Origin of the sequence: uncultured Anaerovibrio sp., assembly GCA_902786545.1 — a bacterium.
Classification (GTDB): Bacteria; Bacillota; Negativicutes; order Selenomonadales; family Selenomonadaceae; genus Anaerovibrio.
The window spans coordinates 66,149-89,336 of record CADACU010000016.1; the positions used below are offsets into that span (position 1 = coordinate 66,149).

Annotated in this window: 22 protein-coding genes; 9 read left to right on the forward strand and 13 right to left on the reverse strand. The window is 43.3% G+C overall.

Annotated features, from left to right (window positions below):
* Positions 1–125: 125 nt before the first annotated feature.
* The 5 genes from QZV24_RS04850 to QZV24_RS04870 all read left to right on the forward strand — a co-directional run bounded on the left by QZV24_RS04850 (position 126) and on the right by QZV24_RS04870 (position 6,256).
* On the forward strand, positions 126–1,124 hold the full coding sequence (locus QZV24_RS04850) for a site-specific integrase (RefSeq protein WP_294520906.1): 999 nt from the start codon (positions 126–128) through the stop codon (positions 1,122–1,124).
* A 6-nt stretch (positions 1,125–1,130) separates the two neighbouring features.
* Positions 1,131–1,622 carry a hypothetical protein gene (locus QZV24_RS04855; protein ID WP_290657930.1) on the forward strand — a complete coding sequence of 164 codons (492 nt, stop codon included), beginning with the start codon at positions 1,131–1,133 and terminating at the stop codon, positions 1,620–1,622.
* 229 nt (positions 1,623–1,851) lie between these two features.
* Positions 1,852–3,099 carry a uracil permease gene (gene uraA, locus QZV24_RS04860; RefSeq protein WP_290657929.1) on the forward strand — a complete coding sequence of 416 codons (1,248 nt, stop codon included), beginning with the start codon at positions 1,852–1,854 and terminating at the stop codon, positions 3,097–3,099.
* Between the two features lie 6 nt (positions 3,100–3,105).
* A complete protein-coding gene (locus QZV24_RS04865; RefSeq protein ID WP_294520911.1) occupies positions 3,106–4,026 on the forward strand; it encodes an RluA family pseudouridine synthase in 921 nt (306 codons plus the stop codon).
* Positions 4,027–4,135: 109 nt separating this feature from the next.
* Positions 4,136–6,256 carry a hypothetical protein gene (locus QZV24_RS04870; RefSeq protein WP_294520913.1) on the forward strand — a complete coding sequence of 707 codons (2,121 nt, stop codon included), beginning with the start codon at positions 4,136–4,138 and terminating at the stop codon, positions 6,254–6,256.
* Positions 6,257–6,312: 56 nt separating this feature from the next.
* Here QZV24_RS04870 and fba read toward each other — a convergent pair whose 3' ends face one another.
* From fba to dapB, 8 genes are all read right to left on the reverse strand, one after another.
* Positions 6,313–7,278, reverse strand: coding sequence for a class II fructose-1,6-bisphosphate aldolase (gene fba / locus QZV24_RS04875; RefSeq protein WP_294520916.1), 966 nt, complete (start codon positions 7,276–7,278; stop codon positions 6,313–6,315).
* 134 nt (positions 7,279–7,412) lie between these two features.
* Positions 7,413–10,082 carry a 3'-5' exonuclease gene (locus QZV24_RS04880; RefSeq protein ID WP_294520919.1) on the reverse strand — a complete coding sequence of 890 codons (2,670 nt, stop codon included), beginning with the start codon at positions 10,080–10,082 and terminating at the stop codon, positions 7,413–7,415.
* A gap of 2 nt (positions 10,083–10,084) precedes the next feature.
* The gene (locus QZV24_RS04885) at positions 10,085–11,413 is read right to left on the reverse strand and encodes a replication-associated recombination protein A (protein ID WP_294520922.1); all 1,329 of its coding nucleotides are present in this window, start codon (positions 11,411–11,413) and stop codon (positions 10,085–10,087) included.
* Positions 11,414–11,415: 2 nt separating this feature from the next.
* Positions 11,416–11,880 (reverse strand): dUTP diphosphatase, encoded by a 465-nt coding sequence (gene dut, locus QZV24_RS04890; RefSeq protein ID WP_294520925.1) that lies wholly within the window; start codon positions 11,878–11,880, stop codon positions 11,416–11,418.
* On the reverse strand, positions 11,870–12,121 hold the full coding sequence (gene hfq, locus QZV24_RS04895; RefSeq protein ID WP_290657917.1) for an RNA chaperone Hfq: 252 nt from the start codon (positions 12,119–12,121) through the stop codon (positions 11,870–11,872). The genes dut and hfq overlap by 11 nt, the downstream gene beginning before the upstream one ends.
* 16 nt (positions 12,122–12,137) lie before the next feature.
* The gene (gene miaA, locus QZV24_RS04900; RefSeq protein WP_294520930.1) at positions 12,138–13,067 is read right to left on the reverse strand and encodes a tRNA (adenosine(37)-N6)-dimethylallyltransferase MiaA; all 930 of its coding nucleotides are present in this window, start codon (positions 13,065–13,067) and stop codon (positions 12,138–12,140) included.
* 140 nt (positions 13,068–13,207) lie between these two features.
* A complete protein-coding gene (locus QZV24_RS04905; protein ID WP_290657914.1) occupies positions 13,208–14,242 on the reverse strand; it encodes an aspartate-semialdehyde dehydrogenase in 1,035 nt (344 codons plus the stop codon).
* A 51-nt stretch (positions 14,243–14,293) separates the two neighbouring features.
* Positions 14,294–15,085, reverse strand: a complete 792-nt coding sequence (dapB, locus tag QZV24_RS04910) for a 4-hydroxy-tetrahydrodipicolinate reductase (RefSeq protein WP_290657913.1) — start codon at positions 15,083–15,085, stop codon at positions 14,294–14,296.
* A gap of 332 nt (positions 15,086–15,417) precedes the next feature.
* Between dapB and QZV24_RS04915 the strand changes: the two genes are divergently transcribed.
* The gene (locus QZV24_RS04915) at positions 15,418–16,206 is read left to right on the forward strand and encodes a tRNA 2-thiocytidine biosynthesis TtcA family protein (RefSeq protein ID WP_294520934.1); all 789 of its coding nucleotides are present in this window, start codon (positions 15,418–15,420) and stop codon (positions 16,204–16,206) included.
* A 129-nt stretch (positions 16,207–16,335) separates the two neighbouring features.
* Here QZV24_RS04915 and QZV24_RS04920 read toward each other — a convergent pair whose 3' ends face one another.
* On the reverse strand, positions 16,336–16,851 hold the full coding sequence (locus QZV24_RS04920) for a flavodoxin family protein (protein WP_294520937.1): 516 nt from the start codon (positions 16,849–16,851) through the stop codon (positions 16,336–16,338).
* A 98-nt stretch (positions 16,852–16,949) separates the two neighbouring features.
* Complete coding sequence (locus tag QZV24_RS04925; RefSeq protein ID WP_294520939.1) at positions 16,950–18,215, reverse strand: lipopolysaccharide assembly protein LapB; 1,266 nt, start codon at positions 18,213–18,215, stop codon at positions 16,950–16,952.
* A gap of 400 nt (positions 18,216–18,615) precedes the next feature.
* Between QZV24_RS04925 and QZV24_RS04930 the strand changes: the two genes are divergently transcribed.
* Positions 18,616–18,978 carry a hypothetical protein gene (locus QZV24_RS04930; protein WP_294520941.1) on the forward strand — a complete coding sequence of 121 codons (363 nt, stop codon included), beginning with the start codon at positions 18,616–18,618 and terminating at the stop codon, positions 18,976–18,978.
* 176 nt (positions 18,979–19,154) lie between these two features.
* Here the strand turns inward: QZV24_RS04930 and QZV24_RS04935 are convergent, their stop codons facing one another.
* On the reverse strand, positions 19,155–19,388 hold the full coding sequence (locus QZV24_RS04935) for a hypothetical protein (protein ID WP_294520944.1): 234 nt from the start codon (positions 19,386–19,388) through the stop codon (positions 19,155–19,157).
* 24 nt (positions 19,389–19,412) lie between these two features.
* Positions 19,413–19,667 carry a hypothetical protein gene (locus QZV24_RS04940; RefSeq protein ID WP_294520946.1) on the reverse strand — a complete coding sequence of 85 codons (255 nt, stop codon included), beginning with the start codon at positions 19,665–19,667 and terminating at the stop codon, positions 19,413–19,415.
* Between the two features lie 266 nt (positions 19,668–19,933).
* Between QZV24_RS04940 and QZV24_RS04945 the strand changes: the two genes are divergently transcribed.
* Positions 19,934–20,527 carry an isoprenylcysteine carboxylmethyltransferase family protein gene (locus QZV24_RS04945; RefSeq protein ID WP_294520948.1) on the forward strand — a complete coding sequence of 198 codons (594 nt, stop codon included), beginning with the start codon at positions 19,934–19,936 and terminating at the stop codon, positions 20,525–20,527.
* Positions 20,528–21,426: 899 nt separating this feature from the next.
* Positions 21,427–22,656 (forward strand): M48 family metalloprotease, encoded by a 1,230-nt coding sequence (locus QZV24_RS04950; protein ID WP_294520951.1) that lies wholly within the window; start codon positions 21,427–21,429, stop codon positions 22,654–22,656.
* Positions 22,657–22,777: 121 nt separating this feature from the next.
* On the opposite strand, the gene QZV24_RS04955 is transcribed toward QZV24_RS04950, so the two are convergent.
* The gene (locus QZV24_RS04955) at positions 22,778–22,933 is read right to left on the reverse strand and encodes a hypothetical protein (protein ID WP_294520953.1); all 156 of its coding nucleotides are present in this window, start codon (positions 22,931–22,933) and stop codon (positions 22,778–22,780) included.
* Between the last annotated feature and the right edge of the window lie 255 nt (positions 22,934–23,188).

Sequence of the window (23,188 nt, forward strand, 5' to 3'; positions counted from 1 at the left end):
GATAAAATCTACACAATCATTCTTGTTTACATATCCACTATTATACACCAATATAAATCTTTACGGTATGCAATCCTATTGATTTGAGTTGTTTTTGTGTATAAAATATAGCTAGGTGGTTGAATATGAATGTTAGAGATGACTTTTATCTATACAAGAATGACAAAATAAGCCAAAATGCCAAGCTTACCAGCAAAAGCAAGCGGCGTATGAATAAATCCAAGGCTGATAACACCCTGAAATCATACTCAGCTGATTGGAATGATTTTACCGACTGGTGCTCCCATCATGAGGTGGCACCACTCCCCTGCACGGCAGAAACCATTGTAAATTACATAAACGATTTGGCGGACCACGCCCATGCTAATACGGTATCACGACGCATTACCGCCATATCGGAAAATCATATTGCCGCCGGCTTTCAATCCAACAATCCCACCAAGGACGGTATGGTAGTTAATGCCATGCGGGCTATCCGCCGGGAAAAGGGAACCTTTCAGCACGGCAAGGCACCTATTTTGCTGGAAACTATGTCTCTGCTGGCTGATTTGTTTGATGCCGGTGATTTGGTATCCATCCGGGACAAGGCCATTATTTTCCTGGGCTTTGCCGGAGCATTCCGCCGGTCGGAGCTGGTAGGTATTGATATGCAAGACATTACCTTTACTCCGCAGGGTATGGTAATATTCATCCCCCAATCCAAAGGCGATCAGCTGGGACGGGGCAGTCAAATAGCGGTTCCATATGCACCGGACCCTCATGTTTGTCCAGTGACAGCAGTACAGGACTGGATAGAAGCGGCCAACATTAAATACGGCCCTCTGTTTCGCGGTTTCAAACGCAATCTTGAACCACGGGACACCCAGCTTACTGACAAGGCCGTAGCCCTAATTGTAAAAAAATATATGGCCATGCTCGGCATGAATCCGGATGATTTTGCCGGACATAGCTTGCGACGGGGCTTTGCCACCAGTGCAGCCCAACATGATTTGGATGCATTGTCCATTATGCGCCAGACCCGTCACAAATCGGAAAAAATGGTGCACCGCTACATTGAACAAGGAAATCTTTTCCGGGAAAATCCACTTAACCGTATGTATGGTTCATCATCAAGAAAGGATTAGACATAAATGAAAAAATATCATCATAAACTGCTTATGACTATTGGTATTATTTTAATTGTAGCAGGAGGCTTTGGCTGGGGCTTTACCTATGTGTATGACCACCGTCCCTGCGACAATCTGTCCGGCTACTGTGACATTGACTTTAAAACCGGCGTAGATATAAATGGCAAGGTCAGTACAGCTACCCTGACCATTATGGATTACCGGTTTTCCAGTGCTGTACTCAATCCTACCCTGACCCTTATATGTGATGATGATACCTTTACCATTGACGCTGCCACCCGCCAAACTCCGCCCAGCTATTCGTTGGCATTTTACAATGACAAAACCACATTAAAAAATACCAACAAGCTCTTTGTGGAATTTCCGGCAGAAGCGTTTGATGCCATTCTGAAGGCTGATGTTATTACAATTCAGTTCAGCTATGACAACGGTGATAAGATTTCCCTGCCGCTCAGCGAACCAGATATGGATTATTGGCGTACGCATCTCCAATAAAATGTTTACCCATTAACATCGAACAAATCGTTTGATATCATATTTTCAAGGAAGCAACTTTCCAAACATTAAATGGACAAGTTGCTTTTTTTATGATAAATTTTTATAATGCAGTTGTTCGAATTTTTCTTTTGAAAAAGAAAAATATTCGGAGCAGCATTTCAACGAGGCGGGAGAAATAGTTCGCCGAGTTAAAGGTTTTTTTAATATCGAAGGAGTGATTTTGTCAATGAGTGAAAACCGTGTAATTCAGGTGGATGAACGACCACCAATTACCAAAACAATTCCACTTAGTCTTCAGCATTTATTTGCAATGTTTGGTTCTACAGTATTAGTGCCAATACTCTTTAAGGTTGATCCGGCAACTATTCTGCTGTTCAACGGTATCGGTACTTTGCTGTATTTATTTATATGCCGTGGAAAAATCCCGGCCTACCTTGGTTCCAGTTTTGCGTTTATCTCGCCGGTATTTGCCGTACTCAGCCAGTACAACTACGAAGCTGCATTGGGCGGCTTTATCGCTGTAGGTGCCGTTTTTGTTCTGGTGGGTATCATAATTCGGGCAGTTGGTACCAGCTGGATTGATTTCATCTTTCCGCCGGCCGCTATGGGCGCTATCGTAGCTGTTATCGGTCTGGAATTGATGCCTACAGCCGCCGGTATGGCCGGTCTTACCGCCAAGGAGCCGGATACTGTAGCCATCACCATTTCCATTGCCACCTTGGCTATTACCCTGTTGGCCCAGATTTTATTCCGGGGCTTTTTGGCTATTATTCCTATACTTATTGGTATTATCGGTGGCTATATTTTATCTGTAGCCTTTGGTATCGTAGATTTCAGTCTGGTAGAAAATGCACCTTGGTTTGCCCTGCCTACCTTCTATACACCGGAATTTAACCTTACAGCTATTACCATTATCCTGCCGGCAGCTCTGGTGGTTATTGCCGAACATGTAGGTCACCTGTTTGTTACCGGTAACATTGTAGGTGCTGACCTCACCAAGGACCCTGGTTTGGACCGGTCCATTATCGGTAACGGTCTCTCCACCATGATTTCCGGTTTCTTTGGTTCCACACCAAACACTACTTACGGAGAAAACATCGGTGTACTGGCCATTTCCAAGGTATTCTCCACCTGGGTAATCGGCGGTGCCGCTATTTTCGCTATTATCCTGTCCTGCTTTGGCAAGCTGGCTGCGGCCATTCAGAGTATTCCTACCCCGGTTATGGGTGGCGTATCCATGCTGCTCTTCGGTGTTATCGCCGCTTCCGGTATTCGGGTACTGGTAGACAGCAAAATTGACTACAACAAGCCAATCAATCTGATGTTGACTGCAATTGTACTTGGTATTGGTGTCAGCACTGCCAGCATAACCATTGGCTCCACCACCCTTTCCGGTATGTCACTGGCTACGGTGGTTGCCATTATTCTCAGCGTATGCTTTAACCTTATTAAAAAGCTTCGTGGTGAGGAATAAAACATTATGAAAATAACCTATCAGGTTGACAATGAAGCTCTGACCCCTATTTCGGTCAGGGCTTTTTTGAAGAGTAAATGTGGGGTAACTCAGGGACTGTGGCGACGACTGAAATGGAATGGTACCATTTTGGTAAACGGCATCGAAGTAAAGGCCACCATGGCCCAAGTGAAGACCGGCGATATCATCACCTGCCTTTTGCCGGAAGACTCGGAGGTGGTGGCTGCCCAGGTACCACTGGACATCCGCTATGAGGATGATTATTTAATCATCCTGAACAAACCGGCTGGAATGTTGGTCCACCCCACCGGCAAGGACCACGACAATACATTGGGTAACGGTCTGAAATACTATTATCAGCTCACCGGGCAGGATGTGGATTTTCATCCGGTTCATAGGTTGGACCGCAACACTACCGGATTGGTGGTTGTGGCCAAACTGCCACAGCTGCAAAGCGCCCTTACCCAGCCCGGAACCAATACAAAACAGATTATGCAATCAGCCAATGTGAAGGATAAACTGTTCAAACGGACTTATCTGGCTATTATAAAAGGTACTCTGCCTCAGCCGGAAGGAATTATTGATTTACCCATTGCCCGACACCCAAACAGCATTATCCAACGCATTTGCCATCCGGCGGGCCAATACGCTGAAACCCATTATCAGACCCTTTCAGTAAATCAAGGAAAATCCTTGCTTAAACTGGAGCTGAAAACCGGCCGTACCCACCAAATCAGAGTTCATATGGCCGCCATTGGTTATCCGCTGCTGGGGGATGATTTATATGGTGGAGACACTGCACTAATAAATCGACAGGCACTACACGCTTATCATCTGGAGGTGTTCAATCCCCTCACCAGGGAAATAACTTCCGTTTATGCCGATGTACCAGCAGATATGATGCAAGCTTTTAGGGCTAATTCCTAACTAGGACTTATGTTTCTACTTAAGTTCAATTATGAAGAATGCTTTCACTAATAAAAGGAATTATGATAGAATTAAGTGAAATGAGTTTTGGGGAAGGCGGGATATGCAGATGGGAAAAATTGATATTGCCAAAGGGCAGATTTTGCATAAAAAAGGTGATGTGGTAAAGGATGTAGCCATTATTCTGAAGGGCAGCTTCCTCATAAAAAATGATGAAGATATTACCCTGAAAGCGGATAACGGCTCCATACTGGGTGCATTTCAGAAATGCGGTGAAGCCTACAAGTATGACTATGTAGCCAATGAAGACAGCACCCTGTTTGTCTATGACTACAACAGTGAAGCAGAACTTATAGAAGCAATCAATGAAACAGCTTCTGTTGCCCCTGCTATGGCGTCAGCTACCATTAACCTGCTAAACAATATGATTGATGTTTTGGCTTCTCTCCATGAAAAATGTGAACAGCTATGCAAAAAGCTGAAAAACGATTATTCCAATTACAAAAATATTTGTGCAGAACTTATGGTGATGCCAAAGAATTTTGACACACTTAATATTTTGTTTCCGCCAGCCGAGCCAGCCATTCTCAACAGCTGGGAAGCTGACTTTTACCGCTCCTGCCGGACCCAAAACGATTTGCTTCGTCAGGAGTATTATCCAGCTGATATAAACTTCTGTATCGGCACTATCATGCTGGCTGCCAAGATGGCTCAGGAAATCCAGCCGCAAATCGAGGCAGCAGCTGACTTTATCCACCGCACCAAGCTGGATAATGATGCATTTATCAAGGAATACCATTCACAAACAGCCAAACTGGACAACGCCAAGCGGCAGGAGGCTATGGAGGCCGGCAGTGGCAATCTGCCAAAGATAAAAAATGCTCTCCGCACTATTCTGGCCTTTGCTGATATTGACCAGGAAATCAGTGACACCTTTACCAAGGATTTGAAGAAGTTTATGTCCCATCCGGACAAGACGGAAAAATCCGGCGAAATGCGGGCATTGCGTCAACGCATTGCTGATAATTTCTATACTATCTATGAGGCTGCTTTCTTTAAGAGTCTGGAAACTGAAAATGTTCCGGCTGAAGTTAATATGTTCTTCTTCTTTGGCTTTGTGGACGAAGAAATGGCCGGCGAGGACAATACAGCAGCACTCTACAAATACGCCCTGCTGTGGGAGGATGACCCGGAAGGCACTATTCTCCCTACCCACAAGTGGTTACAAAAGGTCTATACCGGCGAGGTACTTCCATCCAAGGATGAATTCGATAACGACTGGACTGAACACCTGAAGGAAGAAGTTCGTCAGGGCAATGTGACCCAAGCACAGGCTGATGCAATGGTAAATGACCCTAAGGCCAAGGTTTCTTATGAGCTGCATAATATGATTGCCAGCGCCAATAAAATGACCTTCGGCAGCGTATTTTCCTTTATACCGGTATTCTACGCCCAGCAGGTAAACCGTCCGTTGGAAATGTGCCTCTCTAGCGTAGAACGGGTCCGTCAGGCACTGAACAGGATACGCTCTATTGACTTTGGCTGCTTCTATCGGCCAGCCTACACCAGCTTCACCAAATTGAAGATTAACCGTTATGTTTATAATATTGAAATCCTGCCTTATATCATCCTGATGCCAAACTTCGGCAGCCGTGGAGTAATGTGGCAGGAAATTGAGGGCCGAGTACGCACCAGTCCGGCTCATATGATGTTCTCTATTTTCCATTCAGAGGATATTGAAAATACCATGGTTACTGTTTGCGCCCAGTTCCGTTGGGAAATGTGCAAACGCATTCAGGGTGTTCACTACAGTGATATTTCCGATCCTTCCCTCACCTCGGAGTATGTTAACTACCTTCAGTTCTACAAGAAGAACTCAGATCTTACCGCCGATATGAAGGAAGCCGTTCGGGCCGCCCTGAAAAAATATGGTAACAACTACCGTAACATTTTCACCTCAGAGTATGAGATATTTATAAATAACGAATCCAACGGCATACTCCGTCTCAACCGGGTAGCCAGGGAAATTCTCTTTAAATACTGTACTTTCTCCAAGGCCTACCGTGATAAACTCAGCATCAATCCACAATATCGCAAGCTGATGGATGCTTGGCGCATCAGTCAGGACGAAAAGGAACATACCTTGGATTTGTTCAGCCGCAAAATACTTACTATGGTGGATGAATTGCCAGAGGAAGTCAAGCTGGAAACTGAATATCTTAAACTGTAAACTACCAACAAAAAATCGTGGTTCCTGTATGGAACCACGATTTTTAATTTCTAAGCTTAGGCTTTACCATCAGAGCCCAATACATTCCGTATCTTATGCGCTACAATATCCTGAATATTCTGCCGGGCTGGCTTCAAGTACTGCCGTGGGTCAAAATGCTCCGGATACTTAGCCATATGCTCACGAATACCGGCTGTCAATGCCAAACGCATATCCGAGTCAATGTTTATCTTACATACGGCACTACGGGCTGCCTTACGGAGCTGATCCTCCGGAATGCCAATGGCATCCTTCAGGTTACCACCATAGTGATTGATAATCTCCACATACTTAGGAACTACTGAAGAAGCACCATGCAATACGATAGGGAAGTTTGGCAGACGCTTGGAGATTTCCTCCAAAATATCAAAACGCAGCTCAGGTGGAACTAATACTCCCTCAGCATTTCTGGTACACTGCTCTGGGCGGAACTTAAAAGCGCCATGACTGGTACCTATTGCAATAGCTAAGGAATCAACACCGGTACGGCTGACAAACTCCTCAACCTCATCCGGCTGGGTATAGGATGCATTTTCACTGGAAACATTAACATCGTCCTCAATGCCTTCCAGCTGACCAAGCTCACCCTCAACTACAACTCCATGGGCATGGGCATATTCAACAACTTCCTTGGTAATAGCAATGTTTGCCTCAAAAGAATGGGCTGATCCATCAATCATAACTGATGTAAAACCGCCATCAATACAGGACTTACAGGTCTCAAAATCTGCGCCATGATCCAAGTGCAAGGCAATAGGAACACTGCTGACCTTCAAAGCTGACTGAACCAAACCGAAAAGATACTCCGCACCAGCATATTTTCTGGCACCAGCGGAAGCCTGTAAAATAACCGGTGACTGAGTTTCCTCAGCTGCAGCAACAATACCTTGAACGATCTCCATATTGTTGACATTAAAAGCACCTATTGCATACCCCCCTGCATAGGCCTTATCGAACATTTCTTTAGTATCAACCAATGGCATAAATTAATACCCCCCATATACATTATTGGTTTTATTGTTTTTAATTATAACATATAAACCCTATAAAAAATAGACCAAAACCACGGTAAATGTACAAAAATAAAGGTAAATTTATGTCAAATACGAATAAACAATTACCTTTTATCTATATTTTCCTCCGGCAAGGAATTTATAAACCGACATGGCACATTGTTTTTTACCCTGTCCAAAACCGAAGACAGATACAACGCCTTTCTGGCCCGGGTAATCCCCACATAAAACAGACGGGCTTCCTCGTCAAAGCACCCACTCCGAATGGCCTGATAGCTTGGAAAGGTTTTCTCCTGCAAACCAGCAAAAAACACTTGGTCAAATTCCAGACCTTTGGCCTGATGTACAGTAATAATTGGAATTTTCGGATGTTCGGACAGCATGAGATCAAACTCTGTGTTGGACAAGGAAGTCACATTCAACAAAGCTTTAATTTCATCCAGGGCAGACTGACTACCATCATCCCGTTCCCGAATAATACGATACAGTGTCCGCAGATTGGCCACCCGGCTGGTTCCCTTTTCCCTTATATTAGCATCCTCTTTTTGATACGCTGACAAAATGCCTGTTTCATTGATGATATCCACCATCAGCTCCTGCGGCCGTTTGACAGACAATGATTTTTTAAAACCATTTATCATTTCGCCAAAAGGAGCAAAATGCTTGGAATATTTGGCAAAAAACTGCCGTCGTTCATCAATGCCCTTAGAAATATTATTTTGCACCGCATAGATAAGGCACTCACCAGTGGCACAAATATCATCAAAGGCATCATGAGTAGAAATATGGCTAACCTGACAAAATTCTCCTATTGTCGATAGCTTGTGATTAGGCAGCTTTGGATAAAATCGGCGAAAAATATCCAAGGTATCATAATAAGCCAAACACTGCAGTGGCTCCATCCCAAGCCGGTTCAGCTGACTGGCCAGAATAGACAAATCGTAGCCCACATTATGTCCCACAATTACACTGCCTCTGGCAAAATCAAGAAATTTCTGCAAAGCATCCCGAGGATCAATTCCCTCAGCCTGCAGCTTTTCATCCGTTATATGATGGGTATATACCGACTGTCCCACCGGCTTGGTGGCCCTCAGCAAACAATTCAGCTTGTCCAGCTCTTTACCGGTTTTATCCAGACGGATGCCGGCAATCTGGATAATCTCATCCCTGGCGGTATCCAGACCGGTGGATTCCACATCAAAGACCACCACATTGCCGTTTTCCATCTCCCGCCGTAGCATCTCAAAAGGCTCATCATACTTTAGCGTAGATGGATGCAGGATATCATTGGGCCGAATGCCCAAATTCATAGCCTCATCTGATTTCAGCCGTTCAATGGTCCGTTCACCAATTCCCTTGGCGTATTCCTTGGCAATACGGCAAATACTGTTGTCATCCCAGCTATTCACCAGAATATTAAATACGGCCAATACATCCTTTATTTCCTTGCGGCGGAAAAACTTAAATTCATCCACCAGCATAAATTCCAAGGGAAAATCACTGAATTCCTCGCCAGCTGCATATTGATTTTCCCGTCGTTTATTTATGATTTTCTGAAAATTCTGGGACAGGAATTTATTATAAGTATTGGATCTGGTCAATATGCAAACCCGGGACAAATCCGCCGGCCGAAGCCGCTGTAGGGTCATATAAATCCAATGGGCTTCCATATAGATACTATTAAAGGTACTGTAATGTATCTTCTCCCCCGGTTCAGCTACCATGGCCATGGCATCCTCTTTAAAGAAATTACTTACCATTGCCGGAAATTTGTTTTTCAAATATGTATAAGAGCTGTCTAAAAGAATTTGGGTCGAGCGGTAATTCCGATTGTATACAATCACCTCCGGTCCATAATTCTTCATAAATTTCTCAAAAATAAGTTCCGGCTGGGAGCCGCGCCATTCATAAATAGTCTGGAAAAAATCGCCACACATTATAACATTGCTATTACCAAACAATTTTTCCAACACACTGTATTCCAGACGGCTGGTGTCCTGAACCTCATCGATGCACCAAAACTTGTAGGCGGACTGCCACCGTGTCTGACGCTGTTCATCCTTCAGCAGATAATAGGCCATATTTATCAAATCACAAAAATCCAGGGCGTGATTTTCCCGCAGCGTATTATCGTACAACGCTATCAGCTGACCACCCCGACTTTGAAATTCCATTATTAAATCCCCACAGGGCTTTTTCATAACCCGGCTGGCATCCTCCACCCGAGAACCTTTTTCAACAATCAGACGGTCAATTACCCGCTGATAGTCCGCTGCCATATCATCGGTGAAATAATCATATTCTCCCCGATATTCCTTAAAAAGAGTAATCAGCTTCTGCACAGCTGCACTCCAACCACTGAGCGCGGTCATATGGGCAAAATCAGGTATCAGCTTAATAAGCTCCAGGCAGTCTTCCTCATCAAAAATTATTGAGTTTCCCGCTATACCAATATCCGATTTTTTTGCTTCGCTGCGGATAATATCGTAACAAAAACTGTGAAATGTAGTAACCGTCACCGCTGTTCCGGCTTCCCCCACCACATCCACTACCCGCTTTTTCATTTCGTTGCAGGCCTTGTTGGTAAAGGTAAGACAGGCAATCTCCTCTGCCCGGGCTTTCTTTTGCTCAATGATATTGGCAATGCGATAGGCCAAAGTATTGGTTTTCCCCGTACCGGCTGATGCAATAAGCAAAATGTTGTTTGTCAGCTCATTGACAACGGTCAGCTGCTGGTCGTTGAGCTTTCCTTTTCCGTCTTCATTTATGTCCATTGTTATTTAAACCTCTCAGGCCAGCACCATTTCAAATAGTCCCGCAGATGCTTTTCCCGACCATTATCTGTCGGATGGTAATAGGACACGCCCTTCATTTCCTTCGGCAGATACTGCTGCCGAACAAAATGCCCTGGAAAATCATGAGCGTACTTATAACCTTCCCCGTGCCCCAGTTTTGCTGCTCCCTTATAATGGGCATCCCGCAGATGACTTGGTACCCGGCCACAATCATGACGCCGCACATCAGCCAGTGCTGCATCCACCGCCAGATAGGCAGCATTACTCTTAGGGGCGGAGGCCACATAGGTAACGGCTTCCGCCAAAGGAATTCGTCCCTCCGGCATTCCCACAAACTGTACGGCCTGAACTGCTGCCATAGCCACCACCAAAGCCATGGGATCGGCATTCCCCACATCCTCAGCCGCACATATGGCCACCCGCCGGGCAATAAAATTCACATTCTCACCACCGGCAATCATTCTCGCCAGATAATGAACCGCTGCATCCGGATCACTGCCCCGCATGCTCTTAATAAAGGCCGATACCGTATCATAATGATTGTCGCCCTTTTTATCGTAGCTCTGGACCCGTTCCCCCAAAATATTTTTTATCAGCTCCAGAGAAATAACGCTGCCATCTTCCACCATGGCAGCCGCCTGCTCCAACAGGTTCAGCGCCATACGACCGTCGCCGCTGGACAACTGGGCTATAGCCGCCAGCACTTCATCATCAGCCGATATTTTACGGCCACCCAGTCCCCGTTCCGTATCGAACAGGGCAGCCTTCAGCATCCGCACCAAATCCCCCTCTGACAAAGCCGTAAGGCGAACTATCCGCACCCGGCTGAGCAGGGCATGATTGACCTCAAAAAATGGATTTTCCGTAGTTGCACCAATTAAAATAAGCCGCCCGTCCTCCACATAGGGCAGCAACACATCCTGCTGACTTTTATTAAAGCGATGTATCTCGTCAATAAATACAATTGTGCGTTTTTGATAGAATTTTCGTTGATCCGCCGCCTCATCCACAATCTTCCGTATGTCACCAATGCCGGAAGACACTGCATTCAGCTTTTTAAAATGACTGTTAGTAATATTGGCAATCATCTGAGCCAAGGTGGTTTTGCCGGTACCCGGCGGACCAAATAAAATTAAGGACGGCAGCTGGTCCTTTTCAATCATCTTGCGCAGATACTTTCCCTGACCAACTGCCTCTTCCTGTCCAATAAACTCATCAAAATTACGGGGCCGCATCCGTTGCGCCAATGGCTCGTACTCATTGCGACTGTTTTCCGCTGCTGCCCCAAATAAATCCATTTCCAAATCCATACTCATTCTCCTGTGGAGCCAAAGCCACCCTGACGCACAGCACCGGTCCCGGCTTCATCTCCATCCATGGTGAGATACTTATAAAAAATCCCCTGAGCTATACGGGTTCCCTTGGCAATAAAGAATTCCTTCGCCCCGTGATTGATGAGTGGCACCATAATATGCCCCTCATTCTCTGGATTGTTATAATAATCCGCATCAATTATCCCCTGACTGTTAATACAGGAAATACAATTCTTGATGGAAATACCGGAGCGGACATGGATACCCAGATACTCATCCGGCTGCATATAAGCCTTTATACCGGTAGGAACCAGCACCACCTGATGAGGGGCAAGCACCGTATCGGCAGCTGCCTCCATATCGTATCCGGCACTACGGCCGGTTTTTCTTTTCGGTAAATTTATGCCCTTATCCGCAAAGGCATTAACCACCTCAAAGCCCCGAAGTCGGTTATTATTCCTCATTTTGTTCTTTCTTTTCTCCGCTTAAATTGTCCAAATGACGGCTCAATGTGATGGTGGAAATCGCATGCTTGTAGACCAGCTGCTGCTTTCCCATTGAATCAATGATAACAGTAAAATTATCAAAGCCCTTTACCATGCCTTTAATCTGAAATCCATTAACCAGATGAATGGCAACCTGTACATTTTCCTTCCGCACCTGATTTAAAATACTGTCCTGTAAATTGATAGCCTTCCCTGTCATTTCTACCCCTCCATAATTAGTGATTGAAAAATCTTGCTATATTCCAGGTGACATTGTCCAACAGTCCATGTCCCTTATATAACGCCGGATGATACCAGTGAATATATGGCATTTTACGATACCATGTAAGTTGCCGCTTGGCAAAATGCCGGGTGGCTTTTTTTATCTCATTGCCAGCATCAGCCAGACTACATTCCCCATGAATGTGCCGAAGCATTTCCTTATAGCCGATTCCCCGCATCGCCTGACAATCCGGTGCAACCCCAGCAGCCAGCAGCTGACTAACTTCCTGGGCCAATCCCCCCGCAATCATCATATCGACTCTTCTGTTTATTCTATCATAAAGCAGGTCCCGTCGCCAATATAACCCTGCCACATAAACATCATAAATCAGTTCACTCTCCCGATCGGTGGAAATCTGCTCCCCGCCAAGGTGATAAACCTCCAGAGCCCTTATCACCCGCCGAAAATTATTGGGATGAATCCGCTGGGCAGCTTCCGGATTGACCTTTTGCAGCATTTCATGCACATATTCCTTGCCCTTTGATGCTGCCAGTTCCTCCAACTGCTGACGATACTTCTCATCACCGGCTGTTTCGTTAAACTGATAGCCCTCTACCAGCGATTTGATATAGAGTCCGGTTCCTCCGGCCAAAATCGGAATCTTCCCCTGGTTATTCAGCTTGGTTATCAACGGCTTTACCTGTTGGATAAAATCTGCCACATTAAAGGTTGCCTCTGGCGGCAGTATATCTATCATATGATGGACCACACCACCCCGCTCCTTAACATCCGGCTTGGCGGCGCCAATATCAAAGCCCCGGTACACCAACTGAGAATCCCCGGATATGATTTCTGTATTTAATTTCTTGGCCAGCTCAATGGACAGCCCCGTTTTGCCGGAAGCTGTAGGGCCCAATATCACAATTATTTTTTCTTGATTCATAGGCTACACCACACACTTATCGGAAGAAAAATATATGCAGCAGAAAGAAAAATTTTCACCTTCCTCCGATTTTAGAAAAGAAAATGGCTGCTGCCCATAATGATACACCACAAGCAACAGCCAATGCAAATTCACCAATATTATTTAATCATATCATGTTCGATCATATATTCCGCAATCTGGAGAGCATTCAGAGCTGCACCCTTTCTAATCTGGTCACCGCATACCCACAGATTAAGACCATTATCAATGGAATAATCCTTACGGATACGCCCCACCTCCACATCGTTCTTGCCGGAGGTCATAAGTGGCATTGGATACGCCTGCTCATCCGGATTATCATTCAGGGTAACACCTGGGAACTTGGCCAGAACTTCCCGGGCCTTTTCCACAGATACCTCATCCTCAAATTCGATATTTACTGACTCAGCATGGCTGCGGTATACCGGCACACGAACAGTGGTAGCAGTGATGCGCATATCCTGGTCATTCATAATTTTCTTGGTTTCGTCAATCATCTTCATTTCTTCCTTGGTATAAAGGTTTTCCTTGAAGACATCAATCTGCGGAATTAAATTAAAGGCAATCTGATAATGCTTCTTCAATGCTGCCCCTGGCAGAATATTGGCCACTACTTCCTTGCCATCATTTATGTCCTTCACCTGCTGCTCCAGCTCAGCCATGGCTTCTTTGCCACCACCGGATACAGCCTGATAAGTAGAGACTACCACCCGCTTTATCTTTGACACATCGTAAAGCGGTTTCAAAGCCATTACCATAATAATAGTAGAACAATTAGGATTAGCAATAATGCCCTTGTGCCAGGAAATATCCTCCGGATTTACTTCCGGAACTATAAGCGGAACCTCCGGGTCCATCCGGAAGGTACTGGAATTGTCGATAACAACAGCCCCGGCCTTAGCCGCAGCCGGGCCAAGGGTTTTGCTGATGGAACCACCGGCAAACAGAGCGATATCCACATCATCAAAGGACTGTTCAGTAGCTTCCTCAACGGTGTATTCCTTGCCCATAAACTGGATTTTCTTGCCGGCTGACCGCTTGGATGCCAATAATTTTAAATTGGCAAAAGGAAACTTACGCTCCTCGATAAGATTTAAAAACTCCTGTCCCACGGCTCCGGTAGCACCCAGAATAGCAACATTATAATTCTTCATATCATTTATCCCCCTAAAAACATAATTCCACATTACGCATGCCAAACACGATTAGTCCATAAACTGATCCAAGCCCACAATAAGCCCTTTTCGGCCAATTACTTTTTTGCAGGCCAGACAAACGCCTGGCATAAAGGACTCCCGGTTCAGGGAATCATGGCGAATAGACAGCGTCTGACCCAAACCACCGAAAATAACCTCCTGATGCGCCACATACCCCGGCAAGCGGACACTGTGAATATGCATACCATCCACATCTGCCCCCCGGGCACCGTCCACCTTCTCAGTCTCGGCCGGATTGCCCTGTTTATGGGCCTGACGAACCTCCGAAATCATCGCAGCGGTCTGCAGCGCCGTCCCAGACGGTGCATCCAGCTTCTTGTCGTGGTGAAGCTCAATTATCTCCACCTCCGGCATATATTTGGCGGCCTGCTTTGCCATCAGCATCATCAATACAGCCCCAATGGCAAAATTAGGCGCAATGAACACTGGTGTATCATTGGCGGCAGACAAATCAGCCAATGCCTGTTTTTGCTCTGCCGAAAGGCCGGTAGTACCAATTACCGGGGCTACTTTATGCTTCAGTGCCAGACTGGCATTGCCAAATACCACATCCGGAATAGTGAAATCTACCATTACCTGTGGCTGGGCAGCTTCAATGGTAGCAGCCAAATCCTTCGTGTAGCTGACACCGCATTTACCAAACCCAACGACTTCACCGGCATCGCCCTCACCAACTATATCAACTGCACCGACCAGCTCCAGGTCCTTATCCTCAAGAACAGCCTTAACTACAGCCTGTCCCATACGGCCATAAGCACCGCTTACTAATACCTTTATCACAGACCAACGCCTCCATATTAAATGTTATAACGCCATTGTTCAAATTTTTCTTCTTTAAAAGAAAAATCTTCCAATTAGCGTTTCCTTTTCAGGACTAGCTTCGCGTCGCAACGAGGTGGGAGATATGCTCACCACCTGTTGTAGCTTGTTTTCACCCCCACCTAAAGAGGATGAGGACATCTTCACCTCGTTATAGTGTCTATAGACACCTTTATAATAATAGCTTAAAATGGTGGTATAGGCAAGATTATTTTATGATTTTTCCATTCTTATTGTACATTTGTCTATATATTAACAATACACTGTTACAGTTTTGAGAGGATGTTTATATTTTGAAAATCAATCTGCCCCAGCTCTATTTCAGCAAGCTGATGCGGGCAATTACCGAATTTGAACTAATTGATAACCACGACCAGATTTTATTGGGCATATCCGGTGGCAAGGACAGTATTTTTCTGGCCTACGCCATGGCTATGATGAAGCAACGGCTTAAAAAACACTTTTCTTTAAAGGCGCTCACCATCAATCCGATGTTTTCGCCGGATTTCCCGGAAAAAGTTGAGCGAATCCGAAAATTTATGCGTGATCTGGAAATCCCCTTTGAAACTATTGATGTGGATATTGCCGGCACCATTGAAGCCCAGAACGGCAAAGAGCCTTGCTACACCTGTGCATTTTTTCGACGAGGGGCCGTAAATCGCTTTGCCAAGGAACAAGGCTGCAACAAGGTGGCCTATGCCCATCACCACGATGATGCAGTGGAGACCTTCTTTATGAGCCTGTTGTATTCCGGACAGCTCAATACATTCACTCCAAAAACTTATTTAGATAAAGTGGATATAACTGTTATCCGTCCCCTGGTATATTTCCGTGAACAGGAAATAATTGATGCCATTCAGTATCATGGCTTTACACCGGTGCCATCCCCCTGTCCCCACGACGGTCACACCATCCGGCAGACAGTAAAGGAGCTTATCGCCGATATGGGAAAGGATAACCCCCAGCTATATTCTCATCTGGCTGCTGCCATGCGAAAAAACAATTTAGGTGAGCTGTGGCCTGCCAGCAAAAACCGCAAGGAAATGCAGAAAGCCTATTATAGCTATATGTATGGAAAATAAATGTAAAAAAACGCCAGTAAGCGTAGTATAGTGTAGAGACCCCCATAAGTTAGACCAAGTATCTAACTTATGGGGGTCTTTTTATGGCAAAAAACAGTGCTGAATATAAACCTCGTCAACAACTATAAATCAGCTCTCCAACCGATTTTTAAGTGTCATAAAATACTCTCTGGCATTTTGCAGATCATTATCATCCGGGTGAGTCTTTCCGCCAGCCAGGCGTTTTATCCGGGCCTCATTCATAGCATGGGGATGTCCTTCCGGGAACATCCTTTGCATCATATCAACCATTTTCTGGGAAACCGCTCCCTGACAAATAAACGATCCCACTACCTCACAGCTTTCATCAAACTGTGCAACAATGTTTTCAATACACTTTTGAGCGTGCTCAGAATCTGGATATGCACCAAGAGTCGCAAATATGGCCACCTTTTTGTTGCGCAGACTTTTTATAAAATCAGCCGCTTTTTTATCTGCGTTCCCTCGGTCAATCCAAGTCCCCACCACTACCAGATCATAGTCAGAAACATCAGGATTTTCCTCGACCTTTACGGCTTCCATTTTCTCATCCAAGGCATAGGCCACGGTACCAGCCACCTTCAGTGTGTTACCGGTACGACTTGAAACTACTACAATACTTTTCATATCATTCCTCCCAAAATATAAGGGGCTAAACAAATTAGCCCCATTAGTCGATAATGATTATCATTACATACCGATATTATCATTTTGTAAATAAAGTGTCAAGTAGATTTCAAGCGGTCATAATGCAGTCTAGCTTGTTCATTGCCGGGCTCAAGCTCTTTGGCTCTACTAATATCCTGAAGGGCCTGGGCCTTGTTCCCCATTTGTTCATAGGTAAGCCCCCGGTAAAGATAAGCCTCGCCATAAGCATCATCCATGCTGATGGACTTTTCTAACAGCTCCATAGCCCGGTTATAATCACCGGTGCCCAGATAAATTGCCCCTAAAACACAATAATCATATTTCTTTGGTTTATTATTGGACATTTCCTTCTGTACATTTCGTAAAGCATCCTCATATTGTTCCATGGCCAGATAGGTTCTGGCTATATAGCGATATAGACCCGTAAATTTAGGATTTAGGCGAATGACCTTATTGTAGTTTTCCATAGCCTTATCATAATCATGGTATATATCATTGTAGAGTATACCCAGGTTACAATAGCCATAGTCATAGGCTGGATTTATCTGTACAGAGGTTTCAAAGCATTCACGGGCTTTTTCATAATCCTGTAATACATCTTTATAGATTATTCCCAGATTGTTATATGCCGAAATAAACCGGGGATCATAGCTGAGTGCCTTTTGATAACATTCAATAGCATTGGAATAATCCTCATTATTATCATAATCAACGCCATCATTATAAGCCAGCTTCGCCATTGCCGTGTTGTATGTAGACGAAGACGAGGTATATGGCTCATTTCTCATAAATTTATCCTTTAGCTGCTTCATACGAAAGCGGATATTTTGTTTTTCCGTTTCGTTATAAGCCCGAGCATATTTATGCTTCAATTCATCCATTTCCCGTACCAGGCGGTCACGCTCCTCGCTTTTTTGCCGGCTTTTCTGTATAGACTCAAATGAAGTATGCTGAAAGTCGCTGGTATCCACCACCGCAACCAGATGACAATAATACATGGTCCCCCGCCCACTGGTTGAGCTAGTATATTGTGGCAACCCCTGAACGCGTATTACACTGGCGGCGTAGCTGCGTAATTCCGAAAAGGTCAGCTGATCAAGAAACAATTCCGATGAACTGTCAACAAAAATTGCAGCCTGTTCACTGGCACTTTGCAACGCCTCATACCTGGCCCGTTCTTTAGCCAGTGCTTCATCTTCAAGATCATTGTTCATCAGGAAGTAAGTGCCATCCCCCTCCACCTGATGGCGTTGGGCAAATGCTATTGTTGAAAGAAATAATGGCAAAAACAGGACTATTCCCATGACTAATATGTTCTTATTCAGCACAGTTAAGCTTTTCATTTAACACACCTCTATTTCCTTTATAACGCCATTGTTCAAATTTTTCTTCTTTAGAAGAAAAATCTTCCAATTAGCGTTTTCCTTTCAGGACTAGCTTCGCGTCGCAACGAGGTGGGAGATATGCTCACCACCTGTTGAAGTTTGTTTTCACCCCCACCTAAAGAGGAAGGGGACAGCTTCACCTCGTTATATTTAACTCTGTGATTTTATAATATTCCCTCTTTTTTTATTTGGCAATAAAATTACTAAAAAAGGAATATGGATTTTTTTGTAGAAAAGAATATATAGGAATTTTTTAGTTACCTAAAAGGCTAGGTTGGTATCTGGGGTAGGCTATTGCAGGTAAATACAGAGAAGCGTCAATAATTTGTTGTTTCTATTTTAAAGGAGGAATTTGCTTATGAGAAAATTTAGCTTGCACAAATTATTTTTGGCTTTTGTTATGGTTTTAGGTTTGACCGTATTGGGTTCTTCCACAGCAGATGCCAAAGCTTTATCCCTGGTTAATAATACCGGTTCTACGATTGTAGTGTTAAATTGCTCACCTACTATCAGCAATCAGTGGTATGAAGATGTACTTGGCAATTCTGTTTGGGAAAACGGTACAACCGTTACCTTGGATTTTGACCGTTGGGCACTGTGTGAAACTTGGGATTTCAAGGTTCATTACAGCAATGGTGGTTCTGAGGATTGGCGTAATGTTAATGTAAATAATGTAAATACCATCATTTTAGAGCCAAATGGTGTAAATACTTACCTATAATTCAGAAGCATAACCAGCCATGTCTATCCTGTTTCCTATATTAGGAACACTCAGCTAATACCCCCAAAACAAGATAATCTTGAATTAAACCAAAGAAGCCCTTCTCATATAAGAGAAGGGCTTTTTATGTATTATGCGTATGTCATCTACAGTAACCAATATTTGTTACGATATATTTAACCAATATTTACGGTAGTTGGTCCTCCAGTGTCCTTTATCACCACCGGAGAACCAATATTTACAGTACCTGGATTGTTGTTGACAGTATTTTCCTGAATAACATCACTTATATTATCGCCAGACTCATTGTTCTGCTGAGTACCTTCATTGCTACTGTTGTTTTGCTCGGTTCCACCTGTTATATTATCCAGGCTATCCAAATCCAGTTCCCATTTTCCTTTTGTGCTCATGGCAATCTCCCCCATCCCACAGGACTATTTATTTACCGTCATATCCCTTACAGTGTTAGGACCTGATATGTTGTTTTGCTGAGCACCGTTATTATTACTGTTGTTCTGCCCTCCAGAAGCACCACCACCGGAGCCGCTGTCGGAATCACCACTGGAGCCACCACCATTTAGTAACTGATTGGCAACATCCACTATCTGTGGTACAAACTTTTCCCAACCACCGCCAGCAACCTTATCCATAGCCTCGTTTTGGAGTTCTCTCTTTTTGTTATCAGTCATTTTAAACAGCCCCTTTCTTTTTTTTGTTGATTTTATCATCTTGCATTTTTGCTTTCTTGACTATACATACGATTTATCAGTACAAATATTACAAATATATTAAACTTTTTTAACCATCATCCAGAATAGAAAGATGAGTTATTTTTGCCCCATCATTCAACTAAGGAGGCTGTATAGATTGTTGTTTTATAGTATTTGTGCAGTAATTTAATAAACATTGGATTCTTGCCGGAGAACCTGATTTTTAGAAAAATTGTTGGTAAGAAATGCCATATAATGGTACAATTTCAACAAACATAGGAAATGGTTGTGCCGGTAGCACTGAGGAGCGTGTTGGTGATCAGCTATGCCAGAGAGGATTATGCTGTATGAAAATTTCTTGGCTAAAGGCAATTCTATTATTCCCCTTTAATATAACTGTCATAATACCAACCCTGCTGTTATGGTATACAGATTATCAATGGTTCATTCCAGCACCATCGCAAATTGTCATAAGCATTATATTATTCGGTGGCGGCTCGTATTTATTCATTAAAACCGCACTGCTTTTCCATAATGAAGGCCAAGGAACCCTTTCGCCTTTAGAACCACCTAAACGGCTAATTATTAAAGGTCCCTATAAAAAAGTTCGTAATCCTATGCTATTAGGAATCCTGTTTTTACTTTTATCAGAGGTTGTTTTTTTCAGCAGTAGTTATATTTTTATATATACTATTATCTTTTTCTTTATCAATTGTATTTACTTTAAAACTGTGGAAGAAAAGAAGCTAATTAAACGCTTTGGTCAGGATTACATCGCATACAGGAACAGTGTTCCCATGTGGCTGCCTAATTTACACGATAAAAGCAAGATGAAATAATGTCCATATATTCCAAAACTACCCTCCAAAAATGAGGTGCCCCCTCGTTCAACTTCATTGCTAAATAAGCCTTCCCCTCTGGGGAAGCACCTACAGGCACTAGGAGCAAAGCTCCGTCGGTGGCGCGATGCGCTCGGATGAGGTCCAACCCAACGGGCCTTTTTCGCGGGTCCTGTTTAAGCCTTCCCCTATGGGGAAGGGGGACCGTCGAAGACGGTGGATGAGGTCCAACCCAACGGGCCTTTTTCGCGGGTCCTGCCATGGGATGTTCCATTCCTGCGCTTCACACAGTGTCACATCAATTTGGCAGCAGGCTTCGATGAAGGAACGACGGTGAAAGTGCGTCCGTCAGAAACCTCACGGCGGCGCAAATAGACTTTGTGCTGATGTGGCATGTGACTACGCTTATCCATGGAATCATCTACATGTCACCCGCGGATTTCCCTGCGGTCCGTTTAGGCAGAGTCTGTATATGGGCAAGTGGCGATACTAAATTGGGCGGGGGCGACAGGCAACTGCCCCCGCCTGATAAGATTTCCCCTTATGGGTTGAACGATGCACCATTTTTGCCCCCTCGTTCAACATTATTGACGCCAAACAATTTATCATGTATACTTTGGAGTGGAAACGGATTCCCAACAAAATTTGAGGGCCTGGATTCGTTCAGGAGGCTCGTGTTGGACCCGTTTTTTTCATTCAGGTATTTATGTTGAACGATGCACCATTTTTGCCCCCTCGTTCAACCAAAAGTTCATTTTAGATTGTTTTATACAAATACTCCATTTGAATATATTTTTTCTTTTTGTATTTCTATGTTGGTTTTGATTTCTAAAGTACCACCTTTTGCAATTTTTGTTAAGAGTTCTTTGATGAAAATAATGTAATAGGAGATGATTTGTTTGAATATCCGTAAATTTATATTAACTTTTGCTTTAGGCATAACATTGACTTTTACCCCTACTATTTCAGAAGCATATGTATTTAATGACAGTCAAGAACATATTTTGGGTGAAATGATAGCAAGTGAATATGAAGCTTCTTCTCATTCTTGGCATAATGAGTATCTTAATTGCATTAAAGATGAATTAATTAGTCATAATCCCTCAAAACTTAATGTTAATGATGGAAGACATACCCGTTATTTGTATCCAGTTAAAGAATCTGCACAACAGGGCTTAGATGCATTAACAATTCCTTCGGGAAGAACCTATATAACTACTCAAATGATTGATTTCGTTTTTACAATTCCTTCTACGGGGGAAACTAATTTCAGACAACAAGGTATTAGAAACGGCATTAATCTATATCAGCGTTCTATGATGGGTGCTATTCTTGCTCATGAATTTTCTCATTGGTATAATCGTGACTTCCAAAGAAAGATTGATACTCTTTATGGAGAAGAAGGAATGACTAAACTTATTGGAACATCACATGAAGCAACCAGAGATAATTTAATTACTATTATGACTGATATTACTCAAAATCAAACTGCTCCTAATGCTCGTTTTTCTGTTGAAAACGAATATTTGGCAGACAAGCAAGCTGTTGAATTTATAAATAATTGTCAACAGATTTCTGTAGGAAGCCTTATTTCTTTCCTTTATCGTTTGCAGATGAATGAAAATAAGTATGTTGTAGCAGGAGTTAATGATAAACACGTAGTTTTGAAAGAAGACTATAACCCTCACCCAGATACTGCAGAAAGAATTAGAAGATTAGAAAATCAAGTTTCTCAGATGTCTAATGGTAGAGTTGTTTTCTCAAATAAAAAATTCTACTTAGATGGTAAGCTATTTATGGGGACAGGTACTTTAAGTGCAACTAATGAAGGTTCTTCTCTTGATAGAACTTATTATGTTGCAGGGGAAGTCGCTAATTTAATTAGAGAAAATTCTTTTGGTAGAATTCGTCTTCGTCCTATTAATGACAATGTAGATGAAAACAATCCAAATACTACCGATTATTATTTAATTTATGATTCTGCTTCAAGTAATAGAGCACGAGTACTTGATAAGGTTTATTTAGAGCCAAAAGAAGCTCTTTATATTCGAGGTGAATTAGATACTCCTAACGGTTATAATTTCTCAGACGATGCCAAATTAGTAAAAGCTATTGCTTATTTAAAATAACAAAAAGGGCTGTCGCATTTGATGTTTTTCATCAAAGCGGCAGCCTAATTTTGTGCAGATTATTCCTTTATTTGCAACCATAAAAGTTAGTCGATTTATTTTTGAACACAACAAAACACCGTTATTTTTCTTCCCTTATAATCTCATTGGAAGGATTGTGCTCTTTTGCGTATTCAACCGAAATAGGGTCTGAAACAACTTCTATAGTATGTATTTTTGCTATAGCGTTTGGTGAAAAACAGACTACACATAGCAGAGCTATAATAAATCTTTTCATATTATTTTCTCCTTGTTTGGTTGAACGATGCACCATTTTTGCCCCCTCGTTCAACCCGAAGCAAACAATGCTCCGGGGCATATGCTACATTATAATTAGGATACTTTTAAATCATGTATTAACTGTTTTGCCTTCTCCGGATTATCCTTCAACAACGATAGTGTCAAGAATCTTTCGCAAAATCTTTTATTACCACTTAATAGTTGAATATTACCCAACTGTTACATCGGCATAATTAATTTCTGCGTCATCTAA

What these genes read in the sequence shown, in the direction of transcription:
- QZV24_RS04925 (WP_294520939.1), bottom strand. Translation starts at nt 18,215, where the DNA reads ATGAAAAGCTTAACTGTGCTGAATAAGAACATATTAGTCATGGGAATA.
- QZV24_RS04870 (WP_294520913.1), top strand. Translation starts at nt 4,136, where the DNA reads ATGGGAAAAATTGATATTGCCAAAGGGCAGATTTTGCATAAAAAAGGT.
- QZV24_RS04940 (WP_294520946.1), bottom strand. Translation starts at nt 19,667, where the DNA reads ATGACTGATAACAAAAAGAGAGAACTCCAAAACGAGGCTATGGATAAG.
- QZV24_RS04855 (WP_290657930.1), top strand. Translation starts at nt 1,131, where the DNA reads ATGAAAAAATATCATCATAAACTGCTTATGACTATTGGTATTATTTTA.
- QZV24_RS04935 (WP_294520944.1), bottom strand. Translation starts at nt 19,388, where the DNA reads ATGAGCACAAAAGGAAAATGGGAACTGGATTTGGATAGCCTGGATAAT.
- dut (WP_294520925.1), bottom strand. Translation starts at nt 11,880, where the DNA reads ATGAGGAATAATAACCGACTTCGGGGCTTTGAGGTGGTTAATGCCTTT.
- QZV24_RS04865 (WP_294520911.1), top strand. Translation starts at nt 3,106, where the DNA reads ATGAAAATAACCTATCAGGTTGACAATGAAGCTCTGACCCCTATTTCG.
- QZV24_RS04905 (WP_290657914.1), bottom strand. Translation starts at nt 14,242, where the DNA reads ATGAAGAATTATAATGTTGCTATTCTGGGTGCTACCGGAGCCGTGGGA.
- QZV24_RS04930 (WP_294520941.1), top strand. Translation starts at nt 18,616, where the DNA reads ATGAGAAAATTTAGCTTGCACAAATTATTTTTGGCTTTTGTTATGGTT.
- QZV24_RS04880 (WP_294520919.1), bottom strand. Translation starts at nt 10,082, where the DNA reads ATGGACATAAATGAAGACGGAAAAGGAAAGCTCAACGACCAGCAGCTG.
- fba (WP_294520916.1), bottom strand. Translation starts at nt 7,278, where the DNA reads ATGCCATTGGTTGATACTAAAGAAATGTTCGATAAGGCCTATGCAGGG.
- QZV24_RS04850 (WP_294520906.1), top strand. Translation starts at nt 126, where the DNA reads ATGAATGTTAGAGATGACTTTTATCTATACAAGAATGACAAAATAAGC.
- uraA (WP_290657929.1), top strand. Translation starts at nt 1,852, where the DNA reads ATGAGTGAAAACCGTGTAATTCAGGTGGATGAACGACCACCAATTACC.
- QZV24_RS04920 (WP_294520937.1), bottom strand. Translation starts at nt 16,851, where the DNA reads ATGAAAAGTATTGTAGTAGTTTCAAGTCGTACCGGTAACACACTGAAG.
- hfq (WP_290657917.1), bottom strand. Translation starts at nt 12,121, where the DNA reads ATGACAGGGAAGGCTATCAATTTACAGGACAGTATTTTAAATCAGGTG.
- miaA (WP_294520930.1), bottom strand. Translation starts at nt 13,067, where the DNA reads ATGAATCAAGAAAAAATAATTGTGATATTGGGCCCTACAGCTTCCGGC.
- QZV24_RS04885 (WP_294520922.1), bottom strand. Translation starts at nt 11,413, where the DNA reads ATGGATTTGGAAATGGATTTATTTGGGGCAGCAGCGGAAAACAGTCGC.
- QZV24_RS04955 (WP_294520953.1), bottom strand. Translation starts at nt 22,933, where the DNA reads ATGAAAAGATTTATTATAGCTCTGCTATGTGTAGTCTGTTTTTCACCA.
- QZV24_RS04945 (WP_294520948.1), top strand. Translation starts at nt 19,934, where the DNA reads ATGCCATATAATGGTACAATTTCAACAAACATAGGAAATGGTTGTGCC.